The sequence below is a fragment of the Spirosoma sp. genome, assembly GCF_026391055.1.
GTDB lineage: Bacteria > Bacteroidota > Bacteroidia > Cytophagales > Spirosomataceae > Spirosoma.
The window spans coordinates 476,996-503,477 of the sequence record NZ_JAPLET010000019.1; the positions used below are offsets into that span (position 1 = coordinate 476,996).

General features: G+C 50.1%; 27 protein-coding genes and 1 pseudogene. 14 read left to right on the plus strand and 14 right to left on the minus strand.

The features are described 5' to 3' along the window. Positions 1-14 precede the first annotated feature (14 nt). Complete coding sequence (locus NT073_RS33370; protein ID WP_366107244.1) at positions 15-200, minus strand: integrase core domain-containing protein; 186 nt, start codon at positions 198-200, stop codon at positions 15-17. Positions 201-630: 430 nt separating this feature from the next. Between NT073_RS33370 and NT073_RS12705 the strand changes: the two genes are divergently transcribed. Continuing rightward, positions 631-1,056: a PIN domain-containing protein gene (locus NT073_RS12705; RefSeq protein ID WP_366107247.1), complete on the plus strand. Its 426-nt coding sequence runs from the start codon at positions 631-633 to the stop codon at positions 1,054-1,056. A gap of 331 nt (positions 1,057-1,387) precedes the next feature. Here NT073_RS12705 and NT073_RS12710 read toward each other — a convergent pair whose 3' ends face one another. Then, positions 1,388-2,119: a response regulator transcription factor gene (locus NT073_RS12710; RefSeq protein WP_297373710.1), complete on the minus strand. Its 732-nt coding sequence runs from the start codon at positions 2,117-2,119 to the stop codon at positions 1,388-1,390. Beyond that, positions 2,103-3,260, minus strand: coding sequence for a histidine kinase (locus NT073_RS12715; protein ID WP_297373713.1), 1,158 nt, complete (start codon positions 3,258-3,260; stop codon positions 2,103-2,105). The genes NT073_RS12710 and NT073_RS12715 overlap by 17 nt, the downstream gene beginning before the upstream one ends. A 221-nt stretch (positions 3,261-3,481) precedes the next feature. Here NT073_RS12715 and NT073_RS12720 point away from each other — a divergent pair, with 221 nt between their 5' ends. From NT073_RS12720 to NT073_RS12730, 3 genes are all read left to right on the plus strand, one after another. After that, positions 3,482-3,940: a DUF4440 domain-containing protein gene (locus NT073_RS12720; protein WP_297373716.1), complete on the plus strand. Its 459-nt coding sequence runs from the start codon at positions 3,482-3,484 to the stop codon at positions 3,938-3,940. A 131-nt stretch (positions 3,941-4,071) separates the two neighbouring features. Beyond that, positions 4,072-4,602 (plus strand): hypothetical protein, encoded by a 531-nt coding sequence (locus tag NT073_RS12725; protein WP_297373719.1) that lies wholly within the window; start codon positions 4,072-4,074, stop codon positions 4,600-4,602. Between the two features lie 297 nt (positions 4,603-4,899). Then, positions 4,900-5,889 carry a hypothetical protein gene (locus NT073_RS12730; protein WP_297373722.1) on the plus strand — a complete coding sequence of 330 codons (990 nt, stop codon included), beginning with the start codon at positions 4,900-4,902 and terminating at the stop codon, positions 5,887-5,889. 234 nt (positions 5,890-6,123) lie between these two features. On the opposite strand, the gene NT073_RS12735 is transcribed toward NT073_RS12730, so the two are convergent. Beyond that, on the minus strand, positions 6,124-6,552 hold the full coding sequence (locus NT073_RS12735) for a hypothetical protein (RefSeq protein ID WP_297373724.1): 429 nt from the start codon (positions 6,550-6,552) through the stop codon (positions 6,124-6,126). A gap of 12 nt (positions 6,553-6,564) precedes the next feature. Further along, positions 6,565-7,107 carry a sigma-70 family RNA polymerase sigma factor gene (locus NT073_RS12740; protein ID WP_297373727.1) on the minus strand — a complete coding sequence of 181 codons (543 nt, stop codon included), beginning with the start codon at positions 7,105-7,107 and terminating at the stop codon, positions 6,565-6,567. A gap of 327 nt (positions 7,108-7,434) precedes the next feature. Between NT073_RS12740 and NT073_RS12745 the strand changes: the two genes are divergently transcribed. The 6 genes and pseudogenes from NT073_RS12745 (at position 7,435) to NT073_RS12770 (ending at position 13,071) form a co-directional block, all read left to right on the plus strand. Further along, positions 7,435-7,779 (plus strand): hypothetical protein, encoded by a 345-nt coding sequence (locus NT073_RS12745; protein ID WP_297373731.1) that lies wholly within the window; start codon positions 7,435-7,437, stop codon positions 7,777-7,779. A gap of 102 nt (positions 7,780-7,881) precedes the next feature. Continuing rightward, positions 7,882-10,302 (plus strand): outer membrane beta-barrel protein, encoded by a 2,421-nt coding sequence (locus tag NT073_RS12750; RefSeq protein WP_297373734.1) that lies wholly within the window; start codon positions 7,882-7,884, stop codon positions 10,300-10,302. Between the two features lie 217 nt (positions 10,303-10,519). Then, positions 10,520-10,735, plus strand: coding sequence for a hypothetical protein (locus NT073_RS12755; RefSeq protein ID WP_297373737.1), 216 nt, complete (start codon positions 10,520-10,522; stop codon positions 10,733-10,735). Positions 10,736-10,908: 173 nt separating this feature from the next. Then, positions 10,909-11,796, plus strand: a complete 888-nt coding sequence (locus NT073_RS12760; RefSeq protein WP_297373740.1) for an NAD(P)H-binding protein — start codon at positions 10,909-10,911, stop codon at positions 11,794-11,796. 75 nt (positions 11,797-11,871) lie between these two features. After that, positions 11,872-12,786, plus strand: a pseudogene (locus NT073_RS12765) (helix-turn-helix transcriptional regulator). Between the two features lie 24 nt (positions 12,787-12,810). After that, positions 12,811-13,071: a TMEM175 family protein gene (locus tag NT073_RS12770; protein ID WP_297373743.1), complete on the plus strand. Its 261-nt coding sequence runs from the start codon at positions 12,811-12,813 to the stop codon at positions 13,069-13,071. 8 nt (positions 13,072-13,079) lie between these two features. On the opposite strand, the gene NT073_RS12775 is transcribed toward NT073_RS12770, so the two are convergent. From NT073_RS12775 to NT073_RS12790, 4 genes are all read right to left on the minus strand, one after another. Further along, positions 13,080-13,703 (minus strand): NAD(P)H-binding protein, encoded by a 624-nt coding sequence (locus NT073_RS12775; RefSeq protein WP_297373745.1) that lies wholly within the window; start codon positions 13,701-13,703, stop codon positions 13,080-13,082. Further along, positions 13,700-14,509, minus strand: coding sequence for an inositol monophosphatase family protein (locus NT073_RS12780; protein WP_297373748.1), 810 nt, complete (start codon positions 14,507-14,509; stop codon positions 13,700-13,702). Before NT073_RS12780 ends, NT073_RS12775 begins: the two co-directional genes overlap by 4 nt. 80 nt (positions 14,510-14,589) lie before the next feature. Then, positions 14,590-15,447 carry a helix-turn-helix transcriptional regulator gene (locus NT073_RS12785; protein ID WP_297373752.1) on the minus strand — a complete coding sequence of 286 codons (858 nt, stop codon included), beginning with the start codon at positions 15,445-15,447 and terminating at the stop codon, positions 14,590-14,592. 116 nt (positions 15,448-15,563) lie between these two features. After that, positions 15,564-15,686, minus strand: a complete 123-nt coding sequence (locus NT073_RS12790; RefSeq protein WP_297373755.1) for a hypothetical protein — start codon at positions 15,684-15,686, stop codon at positions 15,564-15,566. Positions 15,687-15,706: 20 nt separating this feature from the next. Between NT073_RS12790 and NT073_RS12795 the strand changes: the two genes are divergently transcribed. The 4 genes from NT073_RS12795 to NT073_RS12810 all read left to right on the plus strand — a co-directional run bounded on the left by NT073_RS12795 (position 15,707) and on the right by NT073_RS12810 (position 19,681). Beyond that, complete coding sequence (locus tag NT073_RS12795; RefSeq protein WP_297373758.1) at positions 15,707-16,576, plus strand: helix-turn-helix transcriptional regulator; 870 nt, start codon at positions 15,707-15,709, stop codon at positions 16,574-16,576. A gap of 106 nt (positions 16,577-16,682) precedes the next feature. Beyond that, positions 16,683-17,540 carry an SDR family oxidoreductase gene (locus NT073_RS12800; RefSeq protein ID WP_297373759.1) on the plus strand — a complete coding sequence of 286 codons (858 nt, stop codon included), beginning with the start codon at positions 16,683-16,685 and terminating at the stop codon, positions 17,538-17,540. Positions 17,541-17,798: 258 nt separating this feature from the next. Next, entirely contained in the window at positions 17,799-18,887 is a 1,089-nt protein-coding gene (locus tag NT073_RS12805) for a catalase family protein (protein ID WP_297373761.1), read from the plus strand. Between the two features lie 230 nt (positions 18,888-19,117). Next, a complete protein-coding gene (locus tag NT073_RS12810) occupies positions 19,118-19,681 on the plus strand; it encodes a serine hydrolase (protein WP_297373824.1) in 564 nt (187 codons plus the stop codon). A 364-nt stretch (positions 19,682-20,045) separates the two neighbouring features. On the opposite strand, the gene NT073_RS12815 is transcribed toward NT073_RS12810, so the two are convergent. The 5 genes from NT073_RS12815 to NT073_RS12835 all read right to left on the minus strand — a co-directional run bounded on the left by NT073_RS12815 (position 20,046) and on the right by NT073_RS12835 (position 26,406). Further along, positions 20,046-20,864, minus strand: a complete 819-nt coding sequence (locus NT073_RS12815) for an alpha/beta hydrolase-fold protein (RefSeq protein WP_297373763.1) — start codon at positions 20,862-20,864, stop codon at positions 20,046-20,048. Then, complete coding sequence (locus tag NT073_RS12820; protein ID WP_297373764.1) at positions 20,864-21,967, minus strand: alcohol dehydrogenase catalytic domain-containing protein; 1,104 nt, start codon at positions 21,965-21,967, stop codon at positions 20,864-20,866. The genes NT073_RS12815 and NT073_RS12820 overlap by 1 nt, the downstream gene beginning before the upstream one ends. Before the next feature lie 165 nt (positions 21,968-22,132). Further along, on the minus strand, positions 22,133-24,022 hold the full coding sequence (locus NT073_RS12825; RefSeq protein WP_297373766.1) for a beta-L-arabinofuranosidase domain-containing protein: 1,890 nt from the start codon (positions 24,020-24,022) through the stop codon (positions 22,133-22,135). A gap of 32 nt (positions 24,023-24,054) precedes the next feature. Then, complete coding sequence (locus tag NT073_RS12830; RefSeq protein ID WP_297373769.1) at positions 24,055-25,599, minus strand: alpha-amylase family glycosyl hydrolase; 1,545 nt, start codon at positions 25,597-25,599, stop codon at positions 24,055-24,057. Between the two features lie 3 nt (positions 25,600-25,602). Continuing rightward, entirely contained in the window at positions 25,603-26,406 is an 804-nt protein-coding gene (locus NT073_RS12835) for a phytanoyl-CoA dioxygenase family protein (protein ID WP_297373772.1), read from the minus strand. Positions 26,407-26,482: the final 76 nt, after the last annotated feature.

Consider the following 26,482-nt stretch of genomic DNA (forward strand, 5'->3'; position numbering starts at 1 on the left):
AAGCTTCCCTATATTTAGAAGCAGTTTTCCCTAGAGTTTACCCGCCAAAAAGTAAACCCAATTGGCGACCGATGGCTTAGCGAACCATGGGGCCGTTGGGTATTGTAATAGTGTTGCCACTCTTCAAGTTTACTCCGAAATTGGCTCAAGTTGGTATGTTGGACTTGATACCTTTTACTAGACAAAAATCTAAGTAACATTAGTTTAGAAAAAAATAACAAGTCTTATCTCACAAATCGCTCCCCAGTGAGACAATTGCGTTTTAAGGACGAGCAACTATATGAACGGATTTGACCGTTACTACTAAAGTCTAAGGCTAATAGTTAGCGTCTATGTAGATCAGCCTTCATCACCTGATTGTGATGCACAAATAATTGAGATTCATTAGCCACAGTTTTGTTAAATTGTACACATCGATCAAGCTACGGCAACGACAAACACGAAATCAAGAGCTAGGAGGCCCCTCAAGGTCAAGCTTATAAACGCATCGGGTCAAGTCATTAGAGGGATCATTCCGTCTGGGCAACTGGCAACCGAAGACCCCGGATTAGCCATAGCTGGTGAGCTTGGCAAACACAAACACCTTGATCCCACGCCCATTCCTTGATTACGGTTACTAAGCCTGCCTTATTGTGTGATACGGGTCTATTGAGCCGTGTTTTCCTTGCTAAGTCACCCTTCTTGAAAGCCTATCAAACGGCCCTTGAGCAGTATCAGGAAACCATTAGCACCGCTGTTTTCATTGAGCTTCAACACTGGCTACTTATCCAATGTGGCCTGGCTATGCCCATTAGCCGAGCCGAGTATGATCGGCATCGAAAGCGGTTGGACAATTACATCGTTTTAAACAGTGATGGCGTCAGTGAACAAGCTTTAGAGGTGGCCCGCCGATGGCCTGATACCGGTGTGGGGGATGCTTATACGATTAGCACAGCTTTAGTTTTTGATGTGCCGGTTTTTACGCTTAATTCAAAGTATTTCGAGCGGGTGAAGGGGATTACTTTAAATAAGCCGGCCAATTATCAGGAGCTACTCCAACGTACCAGGCGTACTTAAGAAGAACAACCGCGATTACCCAATCTGTTATCGTTGCACTGCTAAAGCCTAAAGGCGAAATTGACCCAATAAACGGGCTTTTCATGCGACACTATTTACTTTTTGATGCTTTTCCAGCAAGTACGGGTATAGATTACAACGCTGGCTAAAATCGCCAGAAAATAAATGGGACGGGAAGTAGACAGGGAATTCGGATTACGAGTAAACTCACCGATCACTACAGCAATAAGGTAATTACTTTAGGTTGTAAATGACTTATTGTCAATGCTTAATCAACGGGCGACTGGCGTGTGGGCCGCTTTCGGCATCGGCAATTCTTGACGCGGTCAGGCTAGGTGGGGTTCAACAAGTTTAACGCCTGCTGCCGGTATAAATTACCGATTGGTATCAAGTGAGGGCCAATAGCGATCTGATCGCAGGTAAACGAATCAATCTTGTCTAGGGAGACCAGAAAGGAACGGTGGACCCGCAGAAACGAGGGGCCGGGGAGCATGGCTTCTAAGGCCGTGATGGCGTATTTAGTGATAATAGAGACTTTTGTTGTGTGGAGTTTGACATAATCTTTCAGGCTCTCTACATAAAGAAGATCACGCAGAAAAACCTTAACCATTTTCCGCTCCACCCGGAAGTAAAGAAAGGCATCGGTAGCCGTTTCGGGTTGCTGCGCTAGAAGCGGTTGACCCATCGGTGAACGCTTGTGGTCAGGTAAGGCTTTACTAACCGACTTTAAAAACCGCTCGAAACGAATTGGCTTAACTAGATAATCCGTAACGTCCAGCTCAAAAGCTTGTACGGCATAGTGCTCAAAGGCCGTGGTCAGGACAATCTTTGGCCGTTGGGTTAACGTTCCGATCAGCTCCATACCCGTTAGTTGCGGCAGTTGAATATCCAGAAATAGCAGGTCGATCGGCTGCTGTTTTAAAGCCGTAAGGGCCTGAATCGCGTTGGTACATTCGCCCATCAGGGTAAGCAGGGGCACCTGATGGATATACCGACGCAGTACGTCCCGGGCGGGGGGCTCATCGTCGACGATCAGGCAGGTGTAGTTAGTCCGCGACTCCATTGTATACTGAATTGACCGACTCCAAATAGGCGTGTGTTAAGCTAAGCGTCAAGTTAACAATATACATCTCTTCTTCCTCATGGATGGCTAGTTCATGTTGGTTCGGATAACTTAAGGCCAGCCGCTTACGAACGTTGGCTATGCCTATACCGGGTAACGAAGGCGCATGGCGCGCTGGCTTACCATTAATCAGTTTCATCGCCAGCCTATCGTCCTGTAAGGTTACGCTTAAGCTGATCCAGGGGTTTTCGATCATGCGACTGGCCCCATGCTTGAATGCGTTTTCGATAAAAGGCAAAAGCAGGAGTGGTGCAACGAGATGATGGGTCGTTTTAGGCAATTGCACCACCATATCAAGCCCCTGATCGTACCTGGCCTTTTCTAATTGTAGATAATCGCTGATCATGGTCAACTCCTTTTGGAGGGGTACCAACGGCTGATTACACTCATACAGGATATAGCGTAACAAGTGCGAAAGACCCAGGATCATCCCCGATGCTTTCTCCGATACATCTTGCGTCAATGAATAAATCGTATTGAGCGTATTGAATAAGAAGTGCGGGTGCAACTGGGCTTTCAACATCTGAAGCTCGGCCTTGGCCTTTTCTTTTTCCAACTGAATAGCCGCCTGTTGCTTTTCCTGAAAGCATTTCAACAAGTGTATTGCCGCTGCGACCCCGCCTACGGTAATGCTGCCTCGCAGCCCGGCCAGCATGGCTACACCGAACTGAATGGAGAAGGCCGGGTGCGGCTCGCTGGCCACAACGGGGGATACCTTATCGGCAAGTTGGTGGCGGAAATAATCAATAATCGTCATCGACAAGCTAGCCGATAAAACCGCGGTTAACAAGATTAATACCACGGCACAAAGCGTAGCCAGGACGTACTGACCGGGAATGACTTGCCTGGGTATAACCAGATACATGAGCGAATAAGCCAGAAATAAGCTGGGTATCAGGTAAATCAGCGTTTCTGGCAAGGTAATCAACAGTCGATGCCCAAAGGGCTGCCGCTGCAAGACCGGTGATGGGGAAAAGGAATACAGCAACAGTTGGAAGAAAAACCAAAGCAGCCAGAACGTTAGATGCCGCCCTAACCGCCAGGCGATCGTTTTTGAATAAATAAATGGGAGTTGCTCCATGATGTGCCGGGGTCTGCCACTAATATAGGGATCGGTGAGCAGATAAAACTATGATCAGGTATGTATTCGACCAAGGTGGTACGTTGTCGATCAGATCAATTGGTCGACGACGAAATGATCTGATCGACAAAAAAGCGCTTTCTGTTTTCAGGGCCGTATGGTTAGGAGACTTCTCGAAAAATGCAGTACCGTCTTAGTTACTTTTGAGAAAAATGAACGCCATGAAAACGTTAATCACCTTTCTACTAGTAAGCCTCGCACTCACCCCTGTGTTCGCCCAGCTAGACACAACCAGCTATCCCAAGGAACGACAGGCGATCCGGGAATTACTACGCCACCAGCAACCCGGCACCCGGATCGATTGTCCTGATTTTATTGCGGTTGGTCCTAAAGGCGATATTTCCTTTTCCCATCAACAATGGGTGGAGGTGCAGAAAAAAGAAAAGCTGGTTTTTAAATCGGTCCAACCCGTTGCCGGCCACCAATTTATCCGCATTTATGAGGGCACGATGGCGGTAGTCAATGCGCTGATCGATGTAAAGCTGGTGGTTGACGGGCAAGATGTGCACCTCAATGTACGTCGTCTGGAAGTGTACCATAAAGCGGCCAGTGGCTGGTGCCGGGTAGCCGGTCAGGGAACGCAGGTGGATGAAAAACTATTTCCCGTTGCGGCTAAATAACCGACTTATCTACCCAGTTGAGCCGATTGGGTAGTGTTGTGTAGCCTGGATAAGACTTAACTGTAAATTATGTAACCGTAGACTACGGATAACGTTGGACAGAACGTAAAGCTCCTAATCGAAACAACTCGATGCACCTCCCCTTATGGGTTATCGCGATCACGCTGGTGCTGGCTGGGAGCTTGTGGCTCCGAGCTGGGATTCGTCGACTGATCAACTGGGCGGCTAGCCCACCGATAGGCAAGCTACCTGCCATTCAACCCAGCAGTCCCTTTGTGGTAACTAAAGCGGGCAAGTTTGCCATCTGGCAGAGCCGAAAGACCTATGGACAGGCCTGGGTGAAGATGCCTACGCCCATTATTACCTCAGTTTCAACGGGTCAACGGCTATTAATTCACAGGGCCTATTCCAATGTGCTGGTTAGTGGTGTGGGGGAAACGCGTTTCCAGTTGTTCACCTTCTGGGCTGGCCCTGGAGACTACCAGCTCGAAGTGCCGGACCCTGGCCTGGAGCGAACTTATGCCCTTGAGATCCGGGCCTATAAGCCAACCTACCAACTGGTCCTGGCCATTCTGTTGACCATCCTGGGCGCAGCGACTCTGATCGTGGGTATCGTTATCCTGATTCAAAGCGTACTGCCTGAAAGCAGATCGTCGCCCTAGCGTAACGGCCGTTACGGCTCTCTTTATTGCTGGTTTCGACTCGGTTCATCCCTTCGACGACGACTGACTAAACGGGACAAATATGAAGCTAGTAATCGGCTGATGAAAAGAAAAATCTCATCAAACGCTCATTCCTGAGACGAACGAGTTTATCCATCTGCCTTTATGCTGCCGTTGGGTTGAGACGAATTGAGAAAGAGGACACTCATGCCCTTGACAGTCACTAATTTGTTAAAACTTCTTAACGGCTTACAACCGCCCGACCTCTATCCGCGTCTGGATTGTAAAACCGCGCGTATGAACCACCTCCTTACCCTTTATTTTCTGCTGAATGCCGTTCGCTTTGGTGCATTCCTCCCGGCTAGTCTGCCTGGCCAGACCGATCAAAATGATTATACAACCTATCATCAAACCATTGCCAGGGCTCAACAGCTGATTGCCCGCAAGCACTATCAGCAGGGATTCGCTTTGTACAAACAGGTGCTTGATACCTACGAGTTCGTCTTTTCAAGGGACTACAAAGTGGCCACGCAGTTGGCCCTACAAATGGGCCAAAAGCAACAGGCGTTTTCCTATCTTAAACAAGCAATCGCTACGGGCTGGACCCTGAGCGACATCAAGAAAAATGCTTTGGTCACTACGCTCCAACGCGATCCGCATTGGCGCGTGGTTGAAAAACAATACGACTCGCTCCGAGCACTCTACCGAAACGGGGGAAATCAGGCCGTTCGGCACCGTGTTGAGAAAATGTTTAAGAAGGATCAGCGAAAGGCCCTGTTGGCGCTATTTCGCGTTGGGGCTACCCAAGAGCGGTACGCCGAAAAACGATTTGCTCCCCACAGTGAGCAGCAGATGGCTCAACTACTCCCCATTATTGATCAGTACGGGTACCCCGGTGAGCGACTTATTCACAATGGCTACTGGGCTGCGGTCATGCTGAGTCATCACAACTCGATCAGTAAAGCCTATTCCTTAAAAGATACGGTGTATCCCCATGTGAGGCCCAAGCTCATGAAGGCCTTGAGATCCGGTCAACTGTCGCCCTACGAATTTGCGATGATTGATGACTGGTATATGGCCGTCAAGACTAACGGTCAAGAGACGCACTTCGGCTACTTAAGTAGTTCCTTGACTGCCCAAGCGAAGACCAAAGTCGATCAACACCGGGAAGCCATCGGCTTAAGTAGCGTAGAAACAATCAGTTTGTTGGCGGATCTGCAAAAACAGACAGGCTTCAACTGTTATTTGCCTTCCAACCTAGCCAAGAAAATAGCGACCGCTGAGTAAGCTGGGCCATGTTATGGCGACAGCAAGGGTAGTGGGCTTGAGGCCATTTTAGGTTCCGTTCGCTCATCCTCTCCTGAATAAGCATTCTCAAAAAAGGCTCCCTCCTGAGAGTGTATAATTCTCATAGCCATAAATAGGCATTTGGGGAGATGGGCTCTTTACCCTGAGCATCGGCTTGATAGAGAATTAATCAGTAAAGGTTCATCATTGACTTTAAACAAGCTGGTCAAGTCACTAGCGACCCCAGGCATTGACTTGCTGTTGCACCCACTGGGAATTTGTTAGCTGTATCCCTAGGAACAGAACTATCCCCGCGAGTAATGCTCCACTGTGCTGGATAACGACCAGCTTAGTCTGCCGGGCCAATTCAGCATCAACTAAGACTAGTAAGCTATACCCACCTAGAACCGATACCACAAACAGTCCGACACAGAAAAGATAAAAACGAACATCACTCCGACGATGAGCCCGCTGTTCAAGTTGCTGCCGAACTCGGCGGGCAAAGCCGTAGGGTAAGCCCACAGTAGGCGGGGTCTCTAGTTGGCTAAATAAAGTCTGGTAGGCCAACAAGTCGGCTTGCTCATCGGAGGTTGTTGCGGGGGGAGGTGAATCGGGTGCTCTATCGAGCCACTCCTGAAGCAATTGATCACGCGTATCGTCCATACTATAATAGAATTAGCGATGTTGACTGAGTTTAGTTTTTAGCAACTGGCGCGCCCGAAATAAGTAACTTTTCAGCGTACCTTCCGGGATGCCGGTAATGCCCTGAATCTCGGCTAACGAAAACTCGTTCAAATGGTATAACGTTAGGACCGTCCGGTAGTGCAGGGGCATCTGTAAAATGAGTTGATGTAAATACTCCCGTTCATCCTGGATGCCTAGCAGTTGTTCGGGTGTCTCTTCGGTAAAGTAAAATGAATCCAGCTCAAGAGGCTCATTTGGTACTGGTTCGCGTCTAAATTTCTTGATATAATTAATAGCAGTCTGGTAGGCAATGGTGGCAATCCAGGTCGATAGCTTCGACTCAAAGGCGAAGCGGTGCAGATTTTTATGCACTTTGATAAATACCTCCTGGCAAATATCTTCCCGGTCTTGCTGATTTTTGGCCAGCCGAAAAACTACGTACAAGACCAACTGTTGATACTGGTTGACCAGCTCTTCAAAAGCGTTGTAATCCTGGCGCAGCACCCGAGCTACTAATTCTCTCTCATCAACCATAGTCAGTAGTCAAGGCTTACTGGCGAGCGGTTGCAAAAGAGCGTATTTTTTTCATCGGCCACGGTCTGACTACCAGGCTACTTCTAATCAAAGCGCTAGTTCCTGGAGATCAATGAAATTATTTCTTTATCTCAATTTATTGATTGCCAATAAATTACTGCGCGAAAATTAATTTGTTTTATTTTTTTTCGCTTATCTGCAACCGAGTCTGTCCCTGCGTTGACTACTTGAGCAAAACCCACTGATCAACGAGTAGTGATCGGGCAACCAAGTCAACCAAAATGACCCACTGCCGCTGGGTAACTAAACAACATCCGCTAACGAGCCATGAAACAACTCCTGCCTTTTTTTGTCGTCATTCTCTTTTTAGTACTGGTGGCCGTCTTTATTCTGGCCCTGTTGAAATACCGCTTGAAAAAGCGAATCATCGAGTCGGGTAACCTCGACGAAATAAGCCTAAAAGTGCTGGCTCAACTGGCCAGTTCCGAAGATGAAGCCCTCAAGTGGGGACTTATTTTGCTAACCTCCGGCCTGGGCCTAATCGTGCTGGAATTTGTTCCTTTCTCCGCTGATGGATCGCCCTTACCGTATGGACTGGAGATGGTGTTTACGGCGAGTGGCTTCTTACTCTACCATGTGCTGATTAAAAACAGGAACCAGCCCCCCATCTGATTGCTCACCTGACTTTTATTGATTTAACATACTCCAAAAGACAAGCATGGCTATGCCTAAGGGATTGCTGTGCCCAAAATTCACCATTTACCACTCACGACCATGATCTTACGTTTTGTATTCCGCCCGCTCCTGCTGCTACTGATTGCGTTAGTCGGACGTCTGGCCACCGGGCAGACTCTACCGGCCCCCCTCTCGCTTAAAGGCCGCGTTATGGACTCGCTCACCAACAGTCCCCTTCCCTTTGCCACGGTTGCCTTACGGGGTGGCGAAAGCGAACGTATGCTGGTTACCCAGGAAGACGGGACATTTTCGTTTTTGGCCCTCAAACCCGCCATCTACCAGGTGCAGGTGAGTAATCTGGGCTATCAGTCTGTCGTTAAGCAAGTTCAGCTAAAAGACGCATCCCTTGAGCTGGACCCGTTTCGCTTAGTGAGCCAGTCGAAACAGTTGGCTGAAGTGACCGTCAACGGGATGCGCCCCCTAATTGAGCGGCAAGCCGACCGCATCAGCTATAACCTGAAAGCAGACCCCGACAGTAAGAGCAGCAGCGTGCTGACGATGCTGCGGAAAGTACCTTATCTATCGCTGGACGGGGCGGATAATATTCTGCTGAAAGGGAGTACCAGTTTTCGGGTGCTTATTAACGGCAAGCCTTCGCCTAGTCTGGAAAATAACCTCAAGGCGGTCCTGCAAAGTATACCGGCCTCGACGATTGAACGGATCGAGGTGCTGACCATGCCACCGGCTAAGTATGATGCCGAAGGCTTAACGGGGATCATCAACATTATTACGGCCAAACGTACCAGGGAAGGCTACAATGGGACGATCAACGGCCAGGGTAGTTTCCCCAATGGCGGACCTGGGGCGGGCACCTCGTTCACGATGAAGTCGGGTAAGTTTGGCCTATCGGCCAATGCCGGGGCCAATTGGCTGTTCAATCCGGCCACTAATGAGACTAGTGACCGCTTCAGCCGGGGCGACTCGCCCACCTGGCTCCAGCAACAGGGAACTCAGTCGGCCAGAAACCGCACAGCCTACGGGAGCGCTGAACTAAGCTATCAACTGGATTCACTGGACTTGCTGACGGCTCAGCTTAATTACAACAATAGCTGGATGACCAACCGGATGACTCAGCAATCCACGCTGACCGGTACGGCGGGCTTGCTGCAATACTACGATTTACGGAGTGAACGCCAGAGCAACGGTTCGGGACTGGATGCGGGCCTAAACTACGAACGTGGATTTAGAGCGCATAAGAACCGACTACTAACCTTGTCCTACTTATTTAGCACCAACCAGACAGAACAATTGGGGAATATTTTGTTTGGCAAGAAAGTGAATGTCAACACCTCAGATTACCAGCAAGAAGACCAGCAGCACTTTGGGGAGCATACGCTTCAGGTGGATTACCGGACGAGCCTCAAAAAAATCATTACCGAACTGGGCGTGAAAAGTATTTTTCGCACCAACCGAAGTGACTATGATTACCGCTCGTTTCAGGAAACAGGCCATCAATTCGTTTCCGTACCTGCACTTGCCAATCAGTATACCAACACGCAGACGGTACTGAGTGCCTATAACTCGTATCAGCTCACGACCCAGCGCTGGCAGGTCAACGCGGGGGTTCGTCTGGAACGGACGCTGATGCGGGCGAGCTTCTTAACGAGTGCTACGGTCGCCGATCAAGACTACCTGAACGTGGTACCGTCCGTATCGATCAGTCGGGCGATGCCCCATGAAGGCAGTCTGACTGCGGGGTTCTCTCAGCGGATTCGTCGTCCCGGCATCAACCGGCTCAACCCGTACGTGGATCGGTCAAACCCCAGTTATGAAGTGACGGGTAACCCTGGACTTCGCCCGGTGGTGTTGAACGACATTCAGCTGAGCTATGGCTTTAGCAACAAGCTGTCGGTGAATGTGATGGCAGACTATGGGTTTATGAATAACCTGGACTTGCAGGTGGTTTATTTTAATCCCCAAATGCAGATTAACCAGGTAAGTTACGCCAATACGGGGTATTCAAGCAATTTGGGCCTGAACCTAAATCTAGGTTATTCAGTGGGTATCTACCGGGCCAGCCTGAACGGCAATGGGATGTATCTGTGGCTGGCGGGCGAGGTTGACGGCCAGCCGGTCACCAACAACATGCTGATGTATTCGGCTACGCTTTCCAACGTGGTTCGACTGAAACATGGCTGGGTACTCAATGCGGACCTGAGTCTGAATAGCGCCAGTCCAACGGGCTTACAAGGCAGAACGAACGGTTTTTTTTATAGTGCATTTAATTTTAACAAAGAACTACTCAAAGATAAACTAAGCCTGTCAGGAGGAATCAAAAACCCGTTCACTACCTACCGGACTCAGATCAACACTACTGATGGTCCGCTCTTTAGCCAGCGCTACCAGCATCAGCTTTACTTTCGTTCTTTTTCACTAAGCCTGACTTACAATTTTGGGGGCTTGCGGGATCGGATTAATAAGAGCCGAGTGGGCATTGATAATAGTGACCTGGCGAAGTAAACGAGGTTCGCCTGGGTCATTGGTGTCTGCTTCATCCTGCCAGAGGCTATTGGTCAGCCAACGATAATAAGTTGGCTGACCAATAGCCTCTGGCAGGTATGTCCCCTACTGCATTGCCTGTGACTTGTTATGGTAGAGGCAACGGGAAAATAATTCAAACGTTATCGACTAAGCCGGCCGTACTTTATCTGTTTATTCTCATAAAACGCTCCCAAAAGTGAGATGCAGTGCATCTCAATACATTTTCTTCCAAAAATGGGCGTTTGTTTTAGACACAAATTTTCTAGTCGCGACCGCCATCGTTGTGTCGACCCAGGCCGGACCGTGGTTTGTCGGAGCAGCTGTCGATGCCGCAACGGCGGACCGGGCCGCCCGTCCAGGCCGTACTCATTTTAAAGCACCCATTTTTACAGCCTTGTTCCAGAAGGTGTAATGCCTAGCCCTGTAAACCTGTGGGTAGACATTCTCTCCGTTAATCCGTTTACTTAACGCCCCAAGAACAGCTCGTCTGATCAGTCAAGAAATAACTACAACATCCTGAGATTTGGCTTCGGGTGGGTAGGTCAGTCCAGCCAACTTTGTACCACAAGTAAAACGGAAACATTTATGAAAATCATTATAACCGGTTCGTTAGGCAATGTTGGCCAGCCGCTGGCTACCCACTTAGTAGAGCAAGGGCATGGAGTGACGGTCATTAGTAGCCAGACCGATAGGCAATCGGCCATCAACGAGTTGGGGGCAACGCCAGCCATCGGGTCTCTGGAAGATGTTAACTTCTTAACGACGACGTTTATCGGAGCGGATGCGGTCTTTTGTATGGTTCCCCCCAACATCAACGTACCCGATTCACGGGCCTACTATCAGGGCATTGGGCGTTGCTATGTACAGGCCGTTAAAGAATCGGGCGTCAAGCGGGTCGTTCACCTGAGCAGTTGGGGGGGGCATCTAAGCGAGGGCACTGGCTTTATCGCTGGCTCCCATGATGTCGAGCAGTTATTTAATACACTAATGGATGTCGCCATTACACACTTGCGGGCTGGATCCATGTATTACAACTTATACGCCTTTATGGATATGATCAAACAGGTAGGCTTTATGGGTACCAATTACGGGGATGATGACCTAGTGGCGATGGTAGCTCCGGTTGATATTGCCGCGGCTGCCGCCGAAGAACTGGGCCGCTCAGCCAACGGCCACGACGTGCGTTATGTCGTCAGCGGGGAGTATACGGCTAACGAAGCGGCCCGTATCCTGGGCGCGGCCATTGGTAAGCCCGATCTGCGCTGGATGACGTTCACCGACGAGCAAACCCAGCATGGTCTGGAGCAGAACGGCATACCGCCCCACGTAGCGACTGGATTAGTTGAACTGGGAGCCAGCATCCACAACGGACGCCTAGGCGAGCACTACCAACAAGACAAACCCCGTACGATGGGTAAAGTCAAGCTGGCCGAGTTTGCCCAAGAATTTGCCGCTGCCTATGCGCGCGCCTAATTCGCAATTGGCAGCCGGTGAATCGAAAGTCGGCTGACCGTGTTCGGTACTGAAGAAAACAGTAATCGCTGCCTCGTGAAAAACGCTCAACCGCATAAACTAGACACTCTCTCGGCGTTTCATCAGTTTTGGGGGCTTCCCAAACCCGAGCATCCTTTAATCAGCGTCATCAATTTTGACGCCCTTAACCACCGGGCGGAACCCTCCTTTCTCACGCTGATCAGCAATTTTTATTCAATCGCCTTAAAACGAATCTCAACGGGTAAGCTCAAATACGGTCAGCTACCTTACGATTTTGACGAAGGCGTCATGATGTTTATGGCACCCGGTCAGGTGTTGACCATCGAAACGGATGCCCCCGGGAGCTCGGCGGGTTGGTTACTTCTGATTCACCCCGATTTCCTGTGGCATACGCCCCTGGCCAAAATCATCCGCCAATACGCGTTTTTTAGCTACGCTGTTCATGAAGCCCTGCACCTATCGGAAAAAGAAGAGGGCCTGTTGGTCAGCATCATCCAACAGATTGAGCAGGAATACCAGGCCCGGATTGATAGGTTTAGCCAACGCGTTATGCTCAATTTGGTTGAGCTATTATTGACCTACTCAGACCGCTTTTATCAGCGACAATTTATTACCCGCAAAATCACCAACCATCAACTGCTCAGCCGCCTGGAGGCCATTTTGACGGACTACTTCAACAGCGATGCCCTAGCCCGCAACGGTCCGCCTACGGTACCCTACATCGCTGATAGGTTGAACGTATCGCCAAATTACTAGAGCATTCTGTTAAAACTGCTAACCGGTCAGAGCACGCAACACCATATCCATGACAAGCTAATCGAGCGGGCCAAGGAGAAGCTCTCTACCACCGATTTATCGGTCAGTGAAATTGCCTATGCGTTAGGCTTCGAGCATGCGCCCTCGTTCAGCAAACTCTTTAAAAGCAAAACGAATTTATCCCCCTTGGCCTTTCGACAATCGTTTAATTAAACGAACCACCCTGTTTACTTCCTAATGACCAAAACTCGATTAGAAGCGTTCAGTGATGGCGTTCTAGCCATCATCATCACGATTATGGTGCCAGACATCAAAGTGCCCGAAGGTGTCAACTGGGCGGACTTAAAACCGCTGCTTCACCAGACGCTGAGCTACGTACTGAGTTTCCCATTTTTGGGCATTTACTGGGGCAATCACCATCACCTGGTACACACGGTAGTGCGGGTGAGCCCGGCCAGGGAGGCTATCAAGCAACAGGAAGTGTGCATCAAACGATAACTGATTACCTAAGTTAGCGTAACCTGTTGACCTAAGTAGTCTCTCCGTTCAGCCTCATCAATTAGATAAGTCGCCACTGCCTTGCGGCTGATCCTGCCGACTTTCATGCCGCGCCGAAGCGCAGGAAACAACTGATAGGGTCTAGCATCCGCCTGATTGGTCAATATGCCCGGTCGTATAATTTCCCAGTTCAACTGACTACGGGTAATCAGTTCCTCCATCCGAGTCTTATCCTGGTACTGGTCCTTTAGAAAAAGGTGGATCACCGCTTTCATAAACCAGCCTAAGTAGCGCTCACTATCCCCGGCTCCGAAACCGGTAATGATTAAAATAGGGTTGTGATAGCCAGTTTCCTGGGCCACTGCGATTAACGCTTTTGCGATGTCGGAAAAGAGCGTTGTCCCTTTCTTGGCTTTAGTGCCAACCGTGATGAGCAGAACATCGGCGAACTGCATTGCTTTTTGTAAATCGCCTGGGTTGGTAGCACTCCCGCTAACTTTAGTCAGCCTCGGATGATCGGCTAAGGTGCTCGCAGAAGGAGACAGGGCCAGCACATGATGCCCTCTCGCCAGGGCCAGGGCTACCGTCTCCCGACCAATGCCCGCCCCAGCGCCGACAACGGCAATAGTCATAGTTGAGGGTTGGTTGAGGTTAGAAAGGTGTTCACCGCTGTTGGCGTACCCACCAGTAAGCCAGGGGTACCCCACGTCCAGGGTTTACCATCCGAGGAGAGAATCAACGCGCCAGCCTCCTGCGCTATTAGCATGCCCGCCAGCCAATTATGGGTGTCCAGATCCGCCTGCAAAAACAGATCAATCCGGCCCGCCCCCACATACGCTAGTTGCAGGCCGTGGGGACCGTAATTTCTGACAACGCCAAATGCACCCAGCAGGGCTGAGAAAGCCTTCTCAGACTTTGTTTGCCAGTGGGCATCCGTTTTCAACTGATGGCCATATTCCCAAACCGCCAGCATATGGAGCGGGTCCGTTTTTCGACTGAGTTCAAGTTTGGTTTGCCCCAGATAAGCACCCTGACCTTCCAGCGCCCAGAACATCTCGTCCTGTAATGGATCATACACAACGGCAAAGTGAGGACGCCCCTGCTGAATCAACACTAAATTAATCGTCCAACCGGCAAGGTGTTGTATGTATTGAACCGCACCGTCCATGGTATCACAGAGCCAATACTGAGCAAGCGGAGCGGGTGTACGCTGTGATTCACCATCAAATTCGTTGTCGTCAACCCAGTCAATCCTGGAGGCTATTGGATTGATTCGCTCCTGTAAGGCGTTCAGACTACGCTTTTCAATCGATTCCAAATCAGCCATGAAGCTGTCTGGGGTTTGGGGAATGGCCTTTTTTCTGAAATCCGGCAGGAAGAGGGTTCCAACCTCTCTGACCTTGTCTATAATACACTGATAATCAATGTCCATTCTCATTATTTTGCTACATGTTAGGATAGGACAAAGGTAAAACTCAGCCTTCACGGCAAACAGAACAGAACACAGGATTCATGGTCCTATTCACGGTATTTGATCCTGAATTGAAGGGGAGACAGTTGCGTATGTTTTTTAAAGAGTTTGCCAAAGTAGATGGGATCTTCGTATCCAAGCTGGTGACTGATCTCACTGACCGTATGCTCGGTGTAAACTAAAAGTCGTTTGGCTTCCAGCACACTGCGCCCCTGAATATGAGTGGATACCGACTGGCCCGAGCGCTTGCGAATCGTATCATTGAAATAGACCGGCGACAGCGAAAGATGATTGGCATAGTGATGCGGGTTTTTCCATTCGATGTAGTGGGCCTCCAGCAATAGCCTGAATTGCTGGTAAATGAGGCTGCTTCGATCAATTTTTTCAGTCAGGCGGTGTTGCGAACTGGCTACCGAAAGTACCAGATTGAACAGGGCATGAGCAAAACTGACGAGTGCCCGCTGGCCAAAAACATCCCTATTGACGGTTACTAGTGAGTCTATTGCCTGCAGTACCCCAGCTAGTTGATGCATGGTGGGCGCATCCTGGTCAACCGGGATGACCCCGGTGGCATAGGTATACAAAAGATCAATTAGTTCAGCGGGTAAAAGATTGGGGTCAATATTGAGCAGCCAACCCGTTGCGTCGGCGATGGCCTCAACCTGATGGACCTGCTCGGGTCTGACAACGAGGATGGCGGGGTGGTTGATGGTAACCGGTTCGAAGTCGATCCTTGCCTTAAAAGAACCCGATGTAAGTAGCAGCAGGGTAAAGTGATCATCCCGATGTGGGATTCCTACATCATGTCTCGTATAATGACCATGTTGGTTCAGATTGGCGATCAGTATACCCTTGTGAGCTTCAGGGCTAAGGCTATACCGGGGTATGTGGGCAGTTGAGGTCAAGGAGTTGTTCGTTTTACCAGACCCGCAAAGTTAATGACCATAGGGTTGATCGGTTTACGTGATTGGCCGTACATGTTGTTGGGCGACGCTGCCTTTATCTCTGTCAACACGCCTACTCAGGACGATGGGCCCTTCCCGGTGAAGCTACTGACATTGGGCGGCTCACAGCACAGATAGTGAATAAACCAGACCAAATTGCGTACTTTCAGGATGTCGGCTTCGGCTAGGCCCGTATTCATTGATCAATCTGTTATTATTCATGCCTAAACCAATTCCAACGTACCCATTAAGCAACCTGTCAAATCAACTGGATGATGAAACGGACGTCTTCCTGTTAGATACCAAAGTAGAGCAGCCTAAATCAGCCGTCAATGTGCCATTTCGACTAAATTATTATGGAGTCGGTATCTGTATAAGCGGCAAAGCCGAACTCAAAGCCAATTTAGAAACCTACACCGTTGAGCCCGGCTCTTTAGTCATCCTGCCTCCCCAGGTTATTCGTCAGTTTGTACATCGGTCCAACGAGTTCAGCGTGCTATCGATCTTTTTTACCCTGGACTTTATTTCCAGGAACAGTACGATCAACATCGATCGCTTTCCTTTTTTTGAGCTCGATGCCGTTCACGTGTTTCGACCAGCCAAACAGTCCGCCGAGCAGCTTGAAATATTGCTTCGGTTCATCAAGCACAAATACGATACCCCGCACCCGTTTCGGCAGGAAATTCTCAGGAATGCGATCCATATCGTCTTATATGATCTGGCTGCTCTCTACCATCATCAGGCTCATCTGGCTCATTCGCTACAAACCCGAAATCAAACGATAACGGCCGCCTTTAAGAAATTAATTAATCAACACTTTCTTACCCAGCGAAGCGTAGCGTTTTATGCCACAACGCTTTCGATCACTCCGAAACATTTATCCGAAACGGTAAAACAGGTAACGGGTAAAACGGCCGGTGAGTGGATCGCCAGTCGGGTCATTATGGAAGCCAAGGTCCTACTCCAGATTTCAGTAGTAAGCATTGCCCAGATTGCCAATCAACTTCATTTTGCCGACCAGTCTACGTTTGGCAAGTTTTTCAAAAATAATACCGGTATATCGCCCATGAGGTATCGACTTGGCCCGTAACCTAATTTCCGTGTTTTCGGCTAAAAGTCCCGCCTTTTCTCCCTTTTTTGGCAGGGCTTATGGAGAGACCTTTGTGGTCTACTTTTACCCGTAAATCAACTGAAACATGGTACTTGTTACCGGCGCCACCGGTCAAGTCGGTAAGGAGCTTTGCCGACTTTTGGCCCAATCACATATCCCTGCCAGAGCGATGTGCCGCCACCAGGAACAATTCACGCAATTTACCCAAATCGGCCTGGAGGCTGTTCAGGGCGACTTTGGCCAACCGGATCAGCTTCGGAAAGCTATGCAGGGCTGCCAGCAGCTATTTCTACTGACGCCCCCAGTGCCCCAACAAGCGCAATGGGAACGATTGACCATTGATCTGGCGGTAGAAACCGGCATTCAGCGAATTGTCAGAGTTTCGGCAGCTGACGCTAATTTAACCACTAAAGTGCCCTGGGCTAAAGCGCATGCGGAGGCCGATCATTACCTGCGCAGCAAGCCTATTGACTGGACCATTATTCGCCCGGTGGCGTTCATGCAAAACTTTTTGGAACTGGCCCACCCGATTGCCCGGGGAATCTTACCGCACATGACCGGTGATGGCCAGCTTAGTTATATCGACTCCCGGGATATTGCCGCCGTTGCCAGGCAGTTGCTGACCCAGCCGGGGCACCAGGGAGCGGTTTATTTTTTAACGGGTCCAGACTCACTCAGCTTAGGAGATATTGCCACGTGCTTAACAGAAGTCCTGGGTCACCCGGTCAGGGCGATTCAGTTGGCGGTAGAGGATATGCGTGAACAGCTAAAATCAGCCAGCTTGTCAGATTGGTACATTAACGGGCTAATCGAGCAGTATGCCCTCGTAGCGGGCGGATATGATATTGATACGACCGAAGAAGTAAAGCGCCTGACCGGTCAGCCCCCCCGCACATTTGCCCAGTTTGCCCGGGACTATCACCAGGAACTGGAGGCTGATTAACTAAGCCAAAGCAAGTGTTAACTAACGTGAAAAATGAATGTATTCGATGACAAAAATTAGCCATAATCAGTCCTCGAACTGTCCGTTATTCACGTAAACTGATTTTTCGTCGCTACACCCGCTGCGTCGGCTACACTGTCAGGCTTCACCGTCATTAGGGTAGCCATCTGTCTGCTGCTGAAACGCTCTCTGTCAGGATAGGGTAGGGGTTCTCACTTGGCTTAACAGCGTGTATACATTCTTAATTTGTTCTTTAGCATGTCATTTGTTAATTATAGCCCGCAGGTCGAACAGCCAATTGCGGATGAAACAGCGATTCTGGCTCACATTGAGCAGGTGGTCATTGAGATGGCTCAGGCCGCAACCGCTAAGTATGGCCGAGCGATGCATGGTACGCATGCCAAGGCGGTTGGGCTACTGAAAGGCCAATTGACGGTGCTCGATGATCTGCCCTCTGAACTTAGGCAAGGTATGTTTGCTGAAGTTGGGCGTCAGTACGAAGTCGTGGTTCGGTTTTCACCCGGCCCGCCAGTGCCTATTTCGGACAAAGCGTCCGGTCAGCGGGGGATGTCGATCAAGGTACTGGGAGTAGTTGGGGAACATCTGACCCAAAGCCAGGAGCAGACTACGCAAGACTGGGTGTTAGCGGTTGATAAGGCATTTAATGCAGCGGATGCCCGGGCCTTTCTCAAGTTCTTCCAGTTTCCAGCCGCCAAGTCGCCTACTATACCCGAAAAAGTCATTGTGGCCGGTTCCCAAATTGCCCGCGGTCTTGAGGCCGTTCTGGAGAGCGTGGGGCTGGAAAGTCCTAATCTAAAGTTCTTCGGCCGACCACCCCGCCACCCCCTGAGTGATAGTTACTACAGTCAAGCGGCCGTTCGATACGGTACTTACATTGCTAAACTGGCGGCATTTCCCACGGCGGAGATGGTGGACCTCATTGGCGAACCAGCCCTAGAGGTAATGGAGGACGAAACCTTACGTCATGTGATGAATGCTTATTTTGCCGACCACGAAGCGCAATTTGACATTAGGGTTCAACTCTGTACTGATTTGGTGAGTATGCCTGTTGAGGATACTTCCGTCGAATGGCCCGAAACGCAAAGTCCCTACCGAACTGTAGGGCGTCTGGTTTTACCTCGGCAACGGGCCTATTCGGAAACGAAGCGAGCTGAGTTCGATGAGCGGCTGTCGTTCAACCCGGCCCATGCCCTCGTGGAGCATCAGCCCCTAGGCTCGGTTATGCGGGCTCGGATGCAGGTTTACGCGGCCACTCAGCGGTATCGGCAGACTACGAATCAAGTCGACGAGTTAGAGCCTCAACATCTGTCTGACTTACCCGATTAGGTGTCAACACAGCACGTGGCCCATGATATACTGCCTTTTATTTGTTTATCTGTATGCTACTAAATAATGTTAGTGTCTCGTAAAAACGCTCCAAATTGAGACGAGTAACCATTCTTGAATAAGCAACCTTCAGAAACAACGAAGTATTCTTGATCTGCGCCCTAAATGGGGCGTTTAATGAAATGGTGTTTTTGATATCTGTTAACTTCTATCCATAGCATACACGGTCGCTGGACGACCGAATTACGGACTACCTGCCTGAATTAAAAAAGAATACCGCCTTCCGGAGTATTACTGTTCGTCATCTGCTTACCATGAATTCAGGACTGGCCTTCAAGCGGAAAGGCGGAGGTATGCTGTCTGATTTATTTTCGGATGAAGCCCTGTACTACTACACGGACAATAGCAAACGTCAATTACTGACGAGTAAAGTATCGTTCAGGCCCGGAACGCAATGGCAGTATAAGAATATTGACCCCCTTTTACTGGGTTGGCTTCTTGAAGCGGCAACCCATCAGCGGTTAGCCCTCTACACGCAAACTAAACTCTGGCAACCCATGGGAGCGGCTTACCCTGCCAGTTGGGGAGTTGACCATGCCGGAGGACTGGCCAATACCGCTAGCAGCTTTCAAACGACGCCCCTTGATTTAGCCAGGATCGGTCGTCTTTTTTTGCTGGCTGAACATGGCGGCAAAACACCCGTAGTATCAGCAAATTGGTTAAGTCAGTTAACTCACCTTGATCAAACGAATAATTCGCCACCAAAAGGGTGGACACAGACTCGTCATCAGTAATATTGGTGGCTTCCTCAACAAAAACCAACCGGGGATTTTGCGACTGAGGGAATGCTTGGCCAACGACTTTATGTCGATCCCGCTACGCATACAATCATTGTCCATTTCGCAGGAGGTGGTGCGGGTGATTATCCATATCGAAAAGTGACCGCTTTCCTGTCTAACAGACCTTTCATTTATCCAAGATAGTTGGTTGTCTAAATCATTTAGAGTTTTTTTTGCTGATAAGTATACTGGTAGCGACCATCATAGAATAGCTTTAATATCGGCAATAAATCCGTTCAGGTTAATTGTTCATAAGTGCGCACTTAGGTTTGGCTTACTATAACCAAACAGGTTGACTGTAAGAGTTATAGGATTAATTTCAGGCCAGTATCGAGTTAAAAAAAAGCAAGGCATCGACCACGTGTTGCTGCCAATAAGGCCATTCGTGACCGCCCGAATGTTCCTGATACTTGTGAGGTATCTGTTGCTCAGTCAGCGCACGATGCAGGGCTCTGTTTGGTTCGATCAGCAAATCATCCGTCCCACAGTCAAACTGAATCGGGGGTAGTTGTGCTCGGTTTTGAATCATTAAATTCAGAACCGACGCATCGGAAGCATCCAATTGACAATAGGCACTGAGGGGTTCTTCGACAAAAAGCGGGAGCTGGTTGATATGTGTAATTGACGATAAGCCGTGAGCGGCCCGAAATCGCTCGGGGTATTTTGCGGCCAACCGCAACGCGCCGAAGCCCCCCATGGATAAGCCAGTTATAAACGGGCGTTCCAACAAGTATATGGACCGATCAGCAGGGAGAGCTTCCAGCACGGCGTTGGGCACATCGTCGACGATCCACTGATCAAACTTATACCCGTTGTGGGGCAAATAACCACTTCCGTCTCCCCAGAGCCCATCCGAGGGCATAGCCAGGATCATAGGGCGAATCTGCCCTTCCCGCAGAAGTCTTTCGGCAGTCCGGTGAGCGCCCCCTTTCAGCGTCCAGGCCCAGTGACTGCCGTAAACGCCGTGTAACAGAATGACGAGGGGGAGCGGCTCGGTTCCCCGCAGTTCAGCGCCCGGAATCCAGACGGTTATGTCGCCCCGGCCCGACAGATTCGGCGTTTTGACCGTAATGGACCGTAGCCCGTCCCGTTCATACGCCGGGTCCGAGAGTTCAATAGTTCGAAAGGAGGTCGACATCAGAATACCAGTACCCCTTTAGCATTGCGACCGTTCAACATATCATCGAAGGCCTGGTCCAGTTGATGCAGGGAATACGTACGGGTTACCAGATCATCCAGAATCAGGTCGCCTTTCTGGTATAGATTCAGCAAAATGGGGATATCAACCTCGGGACGGCATTTTCCATACAGCGGATTGATGTAAATTTTATCCCACTCGAAGAGGTTCATGTCGATGGTTATCTCCTGTTCGATACCGCTCACCTGACAGGCCAGTCCGGCGTTGCGAACCATCGCCAACGGAACGGCCCCGAGTTCAGGGATGGCTGTGCACTCAAAGGCATAGTCGGCGCCCCGTCCACCGGTCAATTGTTTTACCTGGCTGACGGCTTGCGCTAATCCCTTGTCGGCCCGGTCGGCCAACACGGTATGCGTGGCCCCGTAGCGAGTGGCCATTTCCAGGCGATTGGGGTTTACGTCGACGGCGATGATCATGCCAGCCCCGGCAATACGGGCACCCTGAATGACATTAAGCCCAACGCCCCCTGTACCCACAACCACGACCGACCGGCCCGGTTTCACCTGGGCAGCATTGATCACCGAGCCTACCCCCGTCATAACACCACAACCCACAATAGCGGCCGAAGAAAAGGGGATAGGTACGTGGGTTTTCACCACGGCAGCTTCGCGCACGACCGTAGCGCCCGACATGGTACCCAGGCTAAACGAGCGTTCGATGGGCTGGCCTTGGTAGGTCGTTCGTTCCAGGGCGGCATGTCCACCGCTGGCCTTATTGCCCGACGTGACGGGTGAGTTTATTTCGCAGATATGCTGATTGCCTTCCAGGCATTGGAAGCAATAGCCACAGGGAATGGCCCAGTTCAGAATAACCGAGTCCCCCGGCTGTACTTTTCTGACCAATGGACCAACGCTGCGCACGATTCCCGCGCCTTCGTGCCCCATCACGATGGGTTTACCCCAGGAGAGGGAGTCGTAATCGGTGTGGCAGATACCGGCGGCTTTGATGTCGACCAGCACCTCGTCGCCCTGCGGCTCGCGAACCTCAATAAAATCAATCGTAAAACTTCCGGAACCGCTGGCAATGGCTGCTTCAACTTTCATAGTAGTCCGTATTTTTTTTAATCGGGGGAATTGTCTGGTGAGAATTGGATAGTTCTCAAAAGCCAGAAGTCGACACTGCCCTGGCTACTACTCATACCGCCGAAGACATTCCGAGCCACAGTGAACATCTCACCCGATGCCAACCATTCCCCGATTAGGTTCTCGTTAAAAAGTTACCTGTCGTAATATGGTTTTGGCCATGGGTACCAACCGAATTTGCTCGACAGCCTGGGTTTTTGTGTTGATGGCCTCAATCAAAATGCCGGATGGCTGATAATCAACTTTTTGCCCCGGACTAAAGCGAAACGTTTGGGCTTGCACAGGGCGATAGGTCAAATCGAAAAAGCCCGCTACGGGAAACGACTTAGCCACCGCTTCCTGAGCGGCAAAGGGCAGTGCGTAAACCAGTGGCCCGTAGCTGAAAAATGTCTCATGCTGCGCAAATGAATGTTGCTTTACGGACGTTTGAAACGCCAGCTTTACAACGGTCTGCCCCCCTTTTACCATCATTTTAATATAAGCTCCTTCGGTCTCATAGGCCTGGCTACTGGTTAGTTGCTCAACCCAAGCGGGTTTGCGGATTTTTAACAGAAATGGTTTTTCGGCATTAATCGTGAAGACAAAATTGTTTTGATAGGGGTATTCGGTTGTTTCGTCGATCCGCACCCGATTAGTGCCAAGCCGGGTGCTGACCTGGCAGGGGCCGAGTAAGTTAGCCACCAGTCCATCAGCATCTTTCACCCACATCGACTGTACATAATACGATGCAATTCGCCCTGCGTTTGGTACACAGCAAACGGCGGCATCCTGATGGGCGGGTGAATATTTATACCGGGTTTGTTTCGGATCTCCTCCGTCGTTTTTGGTGCCCGTCATGGCAAAGGAGTTATCGGTTTTGAGGTATGCAATACTACTTTTGGTGGGGTGTCGTGCGCCCTGCGCGGCATTGAAAAATGACCGCTCAATTGCATCGGCCAGGCTCGGCTCACCACTTTTTTGAAGGAGTACGGCATGGCTGTGGAGTAGCTCGTGGATAGAGCAATACTCGTAGCCGGTTTGGGTGGCGTCGGCGGTTTGCCGGGTGATCCACTCGTCGCCAATGGGGCCACCCGAGGGGGTAATCAGCTGATTGATTCGATGGGTATACCGATCCAGGGCCTCTTTGAGCGTGTCCGCACCCGATGCCCAATATGCGACGATCAGCGGGCGAAGATGTTCGTAACTATGCACGCCATGCCCGTGCATCAGATAGCTGTCGTTCAGGATGTTGGGCAATTGAACATCCGTTTCGGAAACGGTATTTTTCGAATAATCCCGGTACAGAAACAACGCATAGTCAACGTACTTCCGGTTGCCGGTAAGCTGGTGTAACCGGTCCAGCACGTCCGTAAAAACTAACCCGTGACTCAGACCGGCAAACGGTTTTTCAGCCTTGAACGGCGACGACCGATTGATGGGGTAATTGACCATTACGTTATCGACCGCACTCAGCAGTGCCTGCCAGGTTTTAGCGTCTTTGGTGAGTTCGTAATAACTGAGCAACACCCGGAATAAGCTGGCTTTTGCCCAGAGTTCACCGTTTTCACCCGTCAGTTTATACCGCAGATCGGGCGCATAGACCCCCAAATACCCATCAGCATCCTGGGTGGCCAATATATGGCTGATGTACGCTTTTGCTTTTCGCTGATTAGCCAGATCGCCCGATAAGAATGCCTGCCTGACAAAGCCGTCGCGCCAGTTGGACTGGGTTTCGCTGTTCCACCACAAAATCTGCACGTCGTTCTCTCCGAGACCCAACGCGCCGACATCTTTCGACTTTATGGCTTTGGTCAGACGGTTTTTGCCGTAGATGTCATCTTTTAGAATCAGGTCGGGCACCAGCCGGTCGAGGTTACCGCTAAAACCCTGCAAATCCTGCCGCATCTGGGTTTTGATCCAGCCAGTCGGTTTTATTTCGCCGAGTAACAGGGGTTGGTATTTTTCGGGTAGGGGCTGGTTTTGTGCCCATGTTTTCAGGCTTAACAAAAGCAGGGTAAGGAGTATGTTACGGTTCATAATGGTAGTTAAGTCGGGATGTAGGCATTTGCTTATTTTGTGAGCCAAACGCCTATTTCATAGGGCTTTAATTCGATGGTTTGCCCGTACTGTTTAGGGTCACCAAGCAGCCGTCGGGAAAATTTAACGCTGCTTGAAACCGTCGCTTTTTGAACCTGATCCGATAAATTTACCATCACCAGCGCCGTTTCCTGACCGGAAATTCGACGGAAACTATACACGTTTGGATTATCGTTTGGGGTGTTTTCGTAACGTCCGTTGGCAAATGCCGGGTAACTGTGCTTGATGGCAATCAGTTTTTTGTAGTAGTTGAACAGCGAAGCGGGATCTCGTTTCTGCTCTTCCAGAGAGATCGAATCGTTGGCTTTAATGTTGGTTTGGGTCCACCATTCACCCGTATTTTTATACCAGAGGGCCATGCCTTTGCCGTCGCCGGACTGGTACCACTCAAACGCTTCCCGACGGGGAATATCGTTGCCATCGGTCGTACCAAAGGCCTTGATTTTTCCTTTCATTCCCAACTCCTGTCCGTAATAAATAGACGGAATACCGCCGATCAGTACCTGTATCGCAGCCGCCACCCGTTGTTTTTGAGGGTTCATTTCCAGCGATGCAAATCGGTCTAAATCATGGTTTTCCAGGAAGATAAGCTGGTCTTTTCCGGGTGGGCGCATCCCTAAAATGGTGTCGGCTTTATTAATTAACAGCTGTTTATTGAATGACAAAATAGCCTCCTGCAAACCAAACCCGAACATGCGGTCAACCCCGGCTTTTTCAAAATAATCGAAGCCATATTCTTTCCAGTTGGCCTGCTCGGCCACAATGGTTATGGCCGGATTTACCTGTTTCAATCGGGTAAGCAACGGTTTCCAGAACACCTCAAACAGGTTGGTCAGGGCCGGTTTTTCGTCGAGGTTGTCCATGGTGTGATCCAGCCGAAAGCCGTCGGCTCCATCATCAAATTCCCCGTCTTTATTGGGGTCGAGGAAATACGAGAACAGGCCAATGTTGTAATCCAGCACCTTCCGGCTCTTCAAATTGACCGTTGTGATGGGGATAACCGTACCATCATAGCTGCGTAACTCCCGCAGGTTGAACACCATCGTAGCTGGTACGTTGTGGTCGGCATCGTCAAACAAAATATAGTCGCTGTAGGGCGATTTAAGGTTCCCGACGGCATCTTTCCACCAGATATGTTTGGAAGTTACATACTGGGTTTCCATGTCTAGATAGATCTTCATCCCGCGTTGGTGAACGGCCTTTACCAGCGCGATATAGTCGGCCATTGTTCCGAACTCGGCATCTATTTTTTCGAAATTATTGGCGAAATAGTTGTGGTAGCAGTCGGCCTCATACAACGGCAACAACAGAATAGACGTTATGCCGAGGTCTTGTAAATAGTCCAATTTTTGACGCAGCCCGTTTAAATCGCCCTGTAAATCGCCGTTGCTATCGTAGAAACTCCGCTGCGAAACGTGGTAAATGACTTCGCCTTGCCGGGCTTTTGGGATTGTTCTTTGACTATAGGACAGAATGGGCAGGGCAAAAAGAACGAGCAACCAGACGTTGATTTTCATGGCTTAGAGGGAGTAAAGAACAGGGTTCAATTCGGTATCGATCACTTCGCCTACGGTAGCTCCCGGACACCAGGTATGCCAGTCATTTTCCTGGTTTTTATTGGCAGGTTGCTGCAGGCGTATGTTTTTATCCATGTAGATGATGGTCATCACTTTGCGCGTTTGATCGGTCGTGTTAGCTCCCGCCCGGTGGAATACCCAACCGGAATGAAAACTGACCTCGCCCAACTCGAAGGGTTCGATCACGTGTTCAAAATCCGTGACCCGCAATTTTTCGGCGATGCGTTGCTCACTGTCGTCGCTTATTTTCAGCTCGCGCCCATCCACGATCCGGTGGCTGCCAGCACTGAACTCCAGCGGCCCAAGCGGCAGCGGTGTTTCCTGAAGGGGAATCCAGGCCGTAATGGTTTTGTCGGAGCTGAGTGGCCAGTAATACTGATCCGCGTGCCAGGGCGTGATGCCGCCACCCCCTTCTTTAAACAACGCCTGATCGTGGTACAGGCGCACGCCATCGACCTGCATCAGTTCAGCGGCCAGCTGGGCCACACGTTTGCTGAATACAAACGGTTTGATGGTATCGCTTTCCCGCCATAGATTGAATAGTTGCAAAAAGGCTTTTCCATACGTATCCCGCTCTTCCAGTTTGGCTGCCAGCTTCGTCTGACTGTCTACCTGTTGGGTAATGTGCTCCGTATAATAGGCAAGCGTTTCGGCGTCGAACACTTGTTTGAGCTTGATAAATCGGTTTTTCTGATAAAAGGCAATCTGCTCCGGGCTGAGTAGGTAGGGGGTGTCTAATGGGTTCATAGATGGTAACGAACGAGTGATTTCACCAGCGAACCGAACAGGTTCTATGTCCCGACAAAATTCTGTAGAAAAAGGA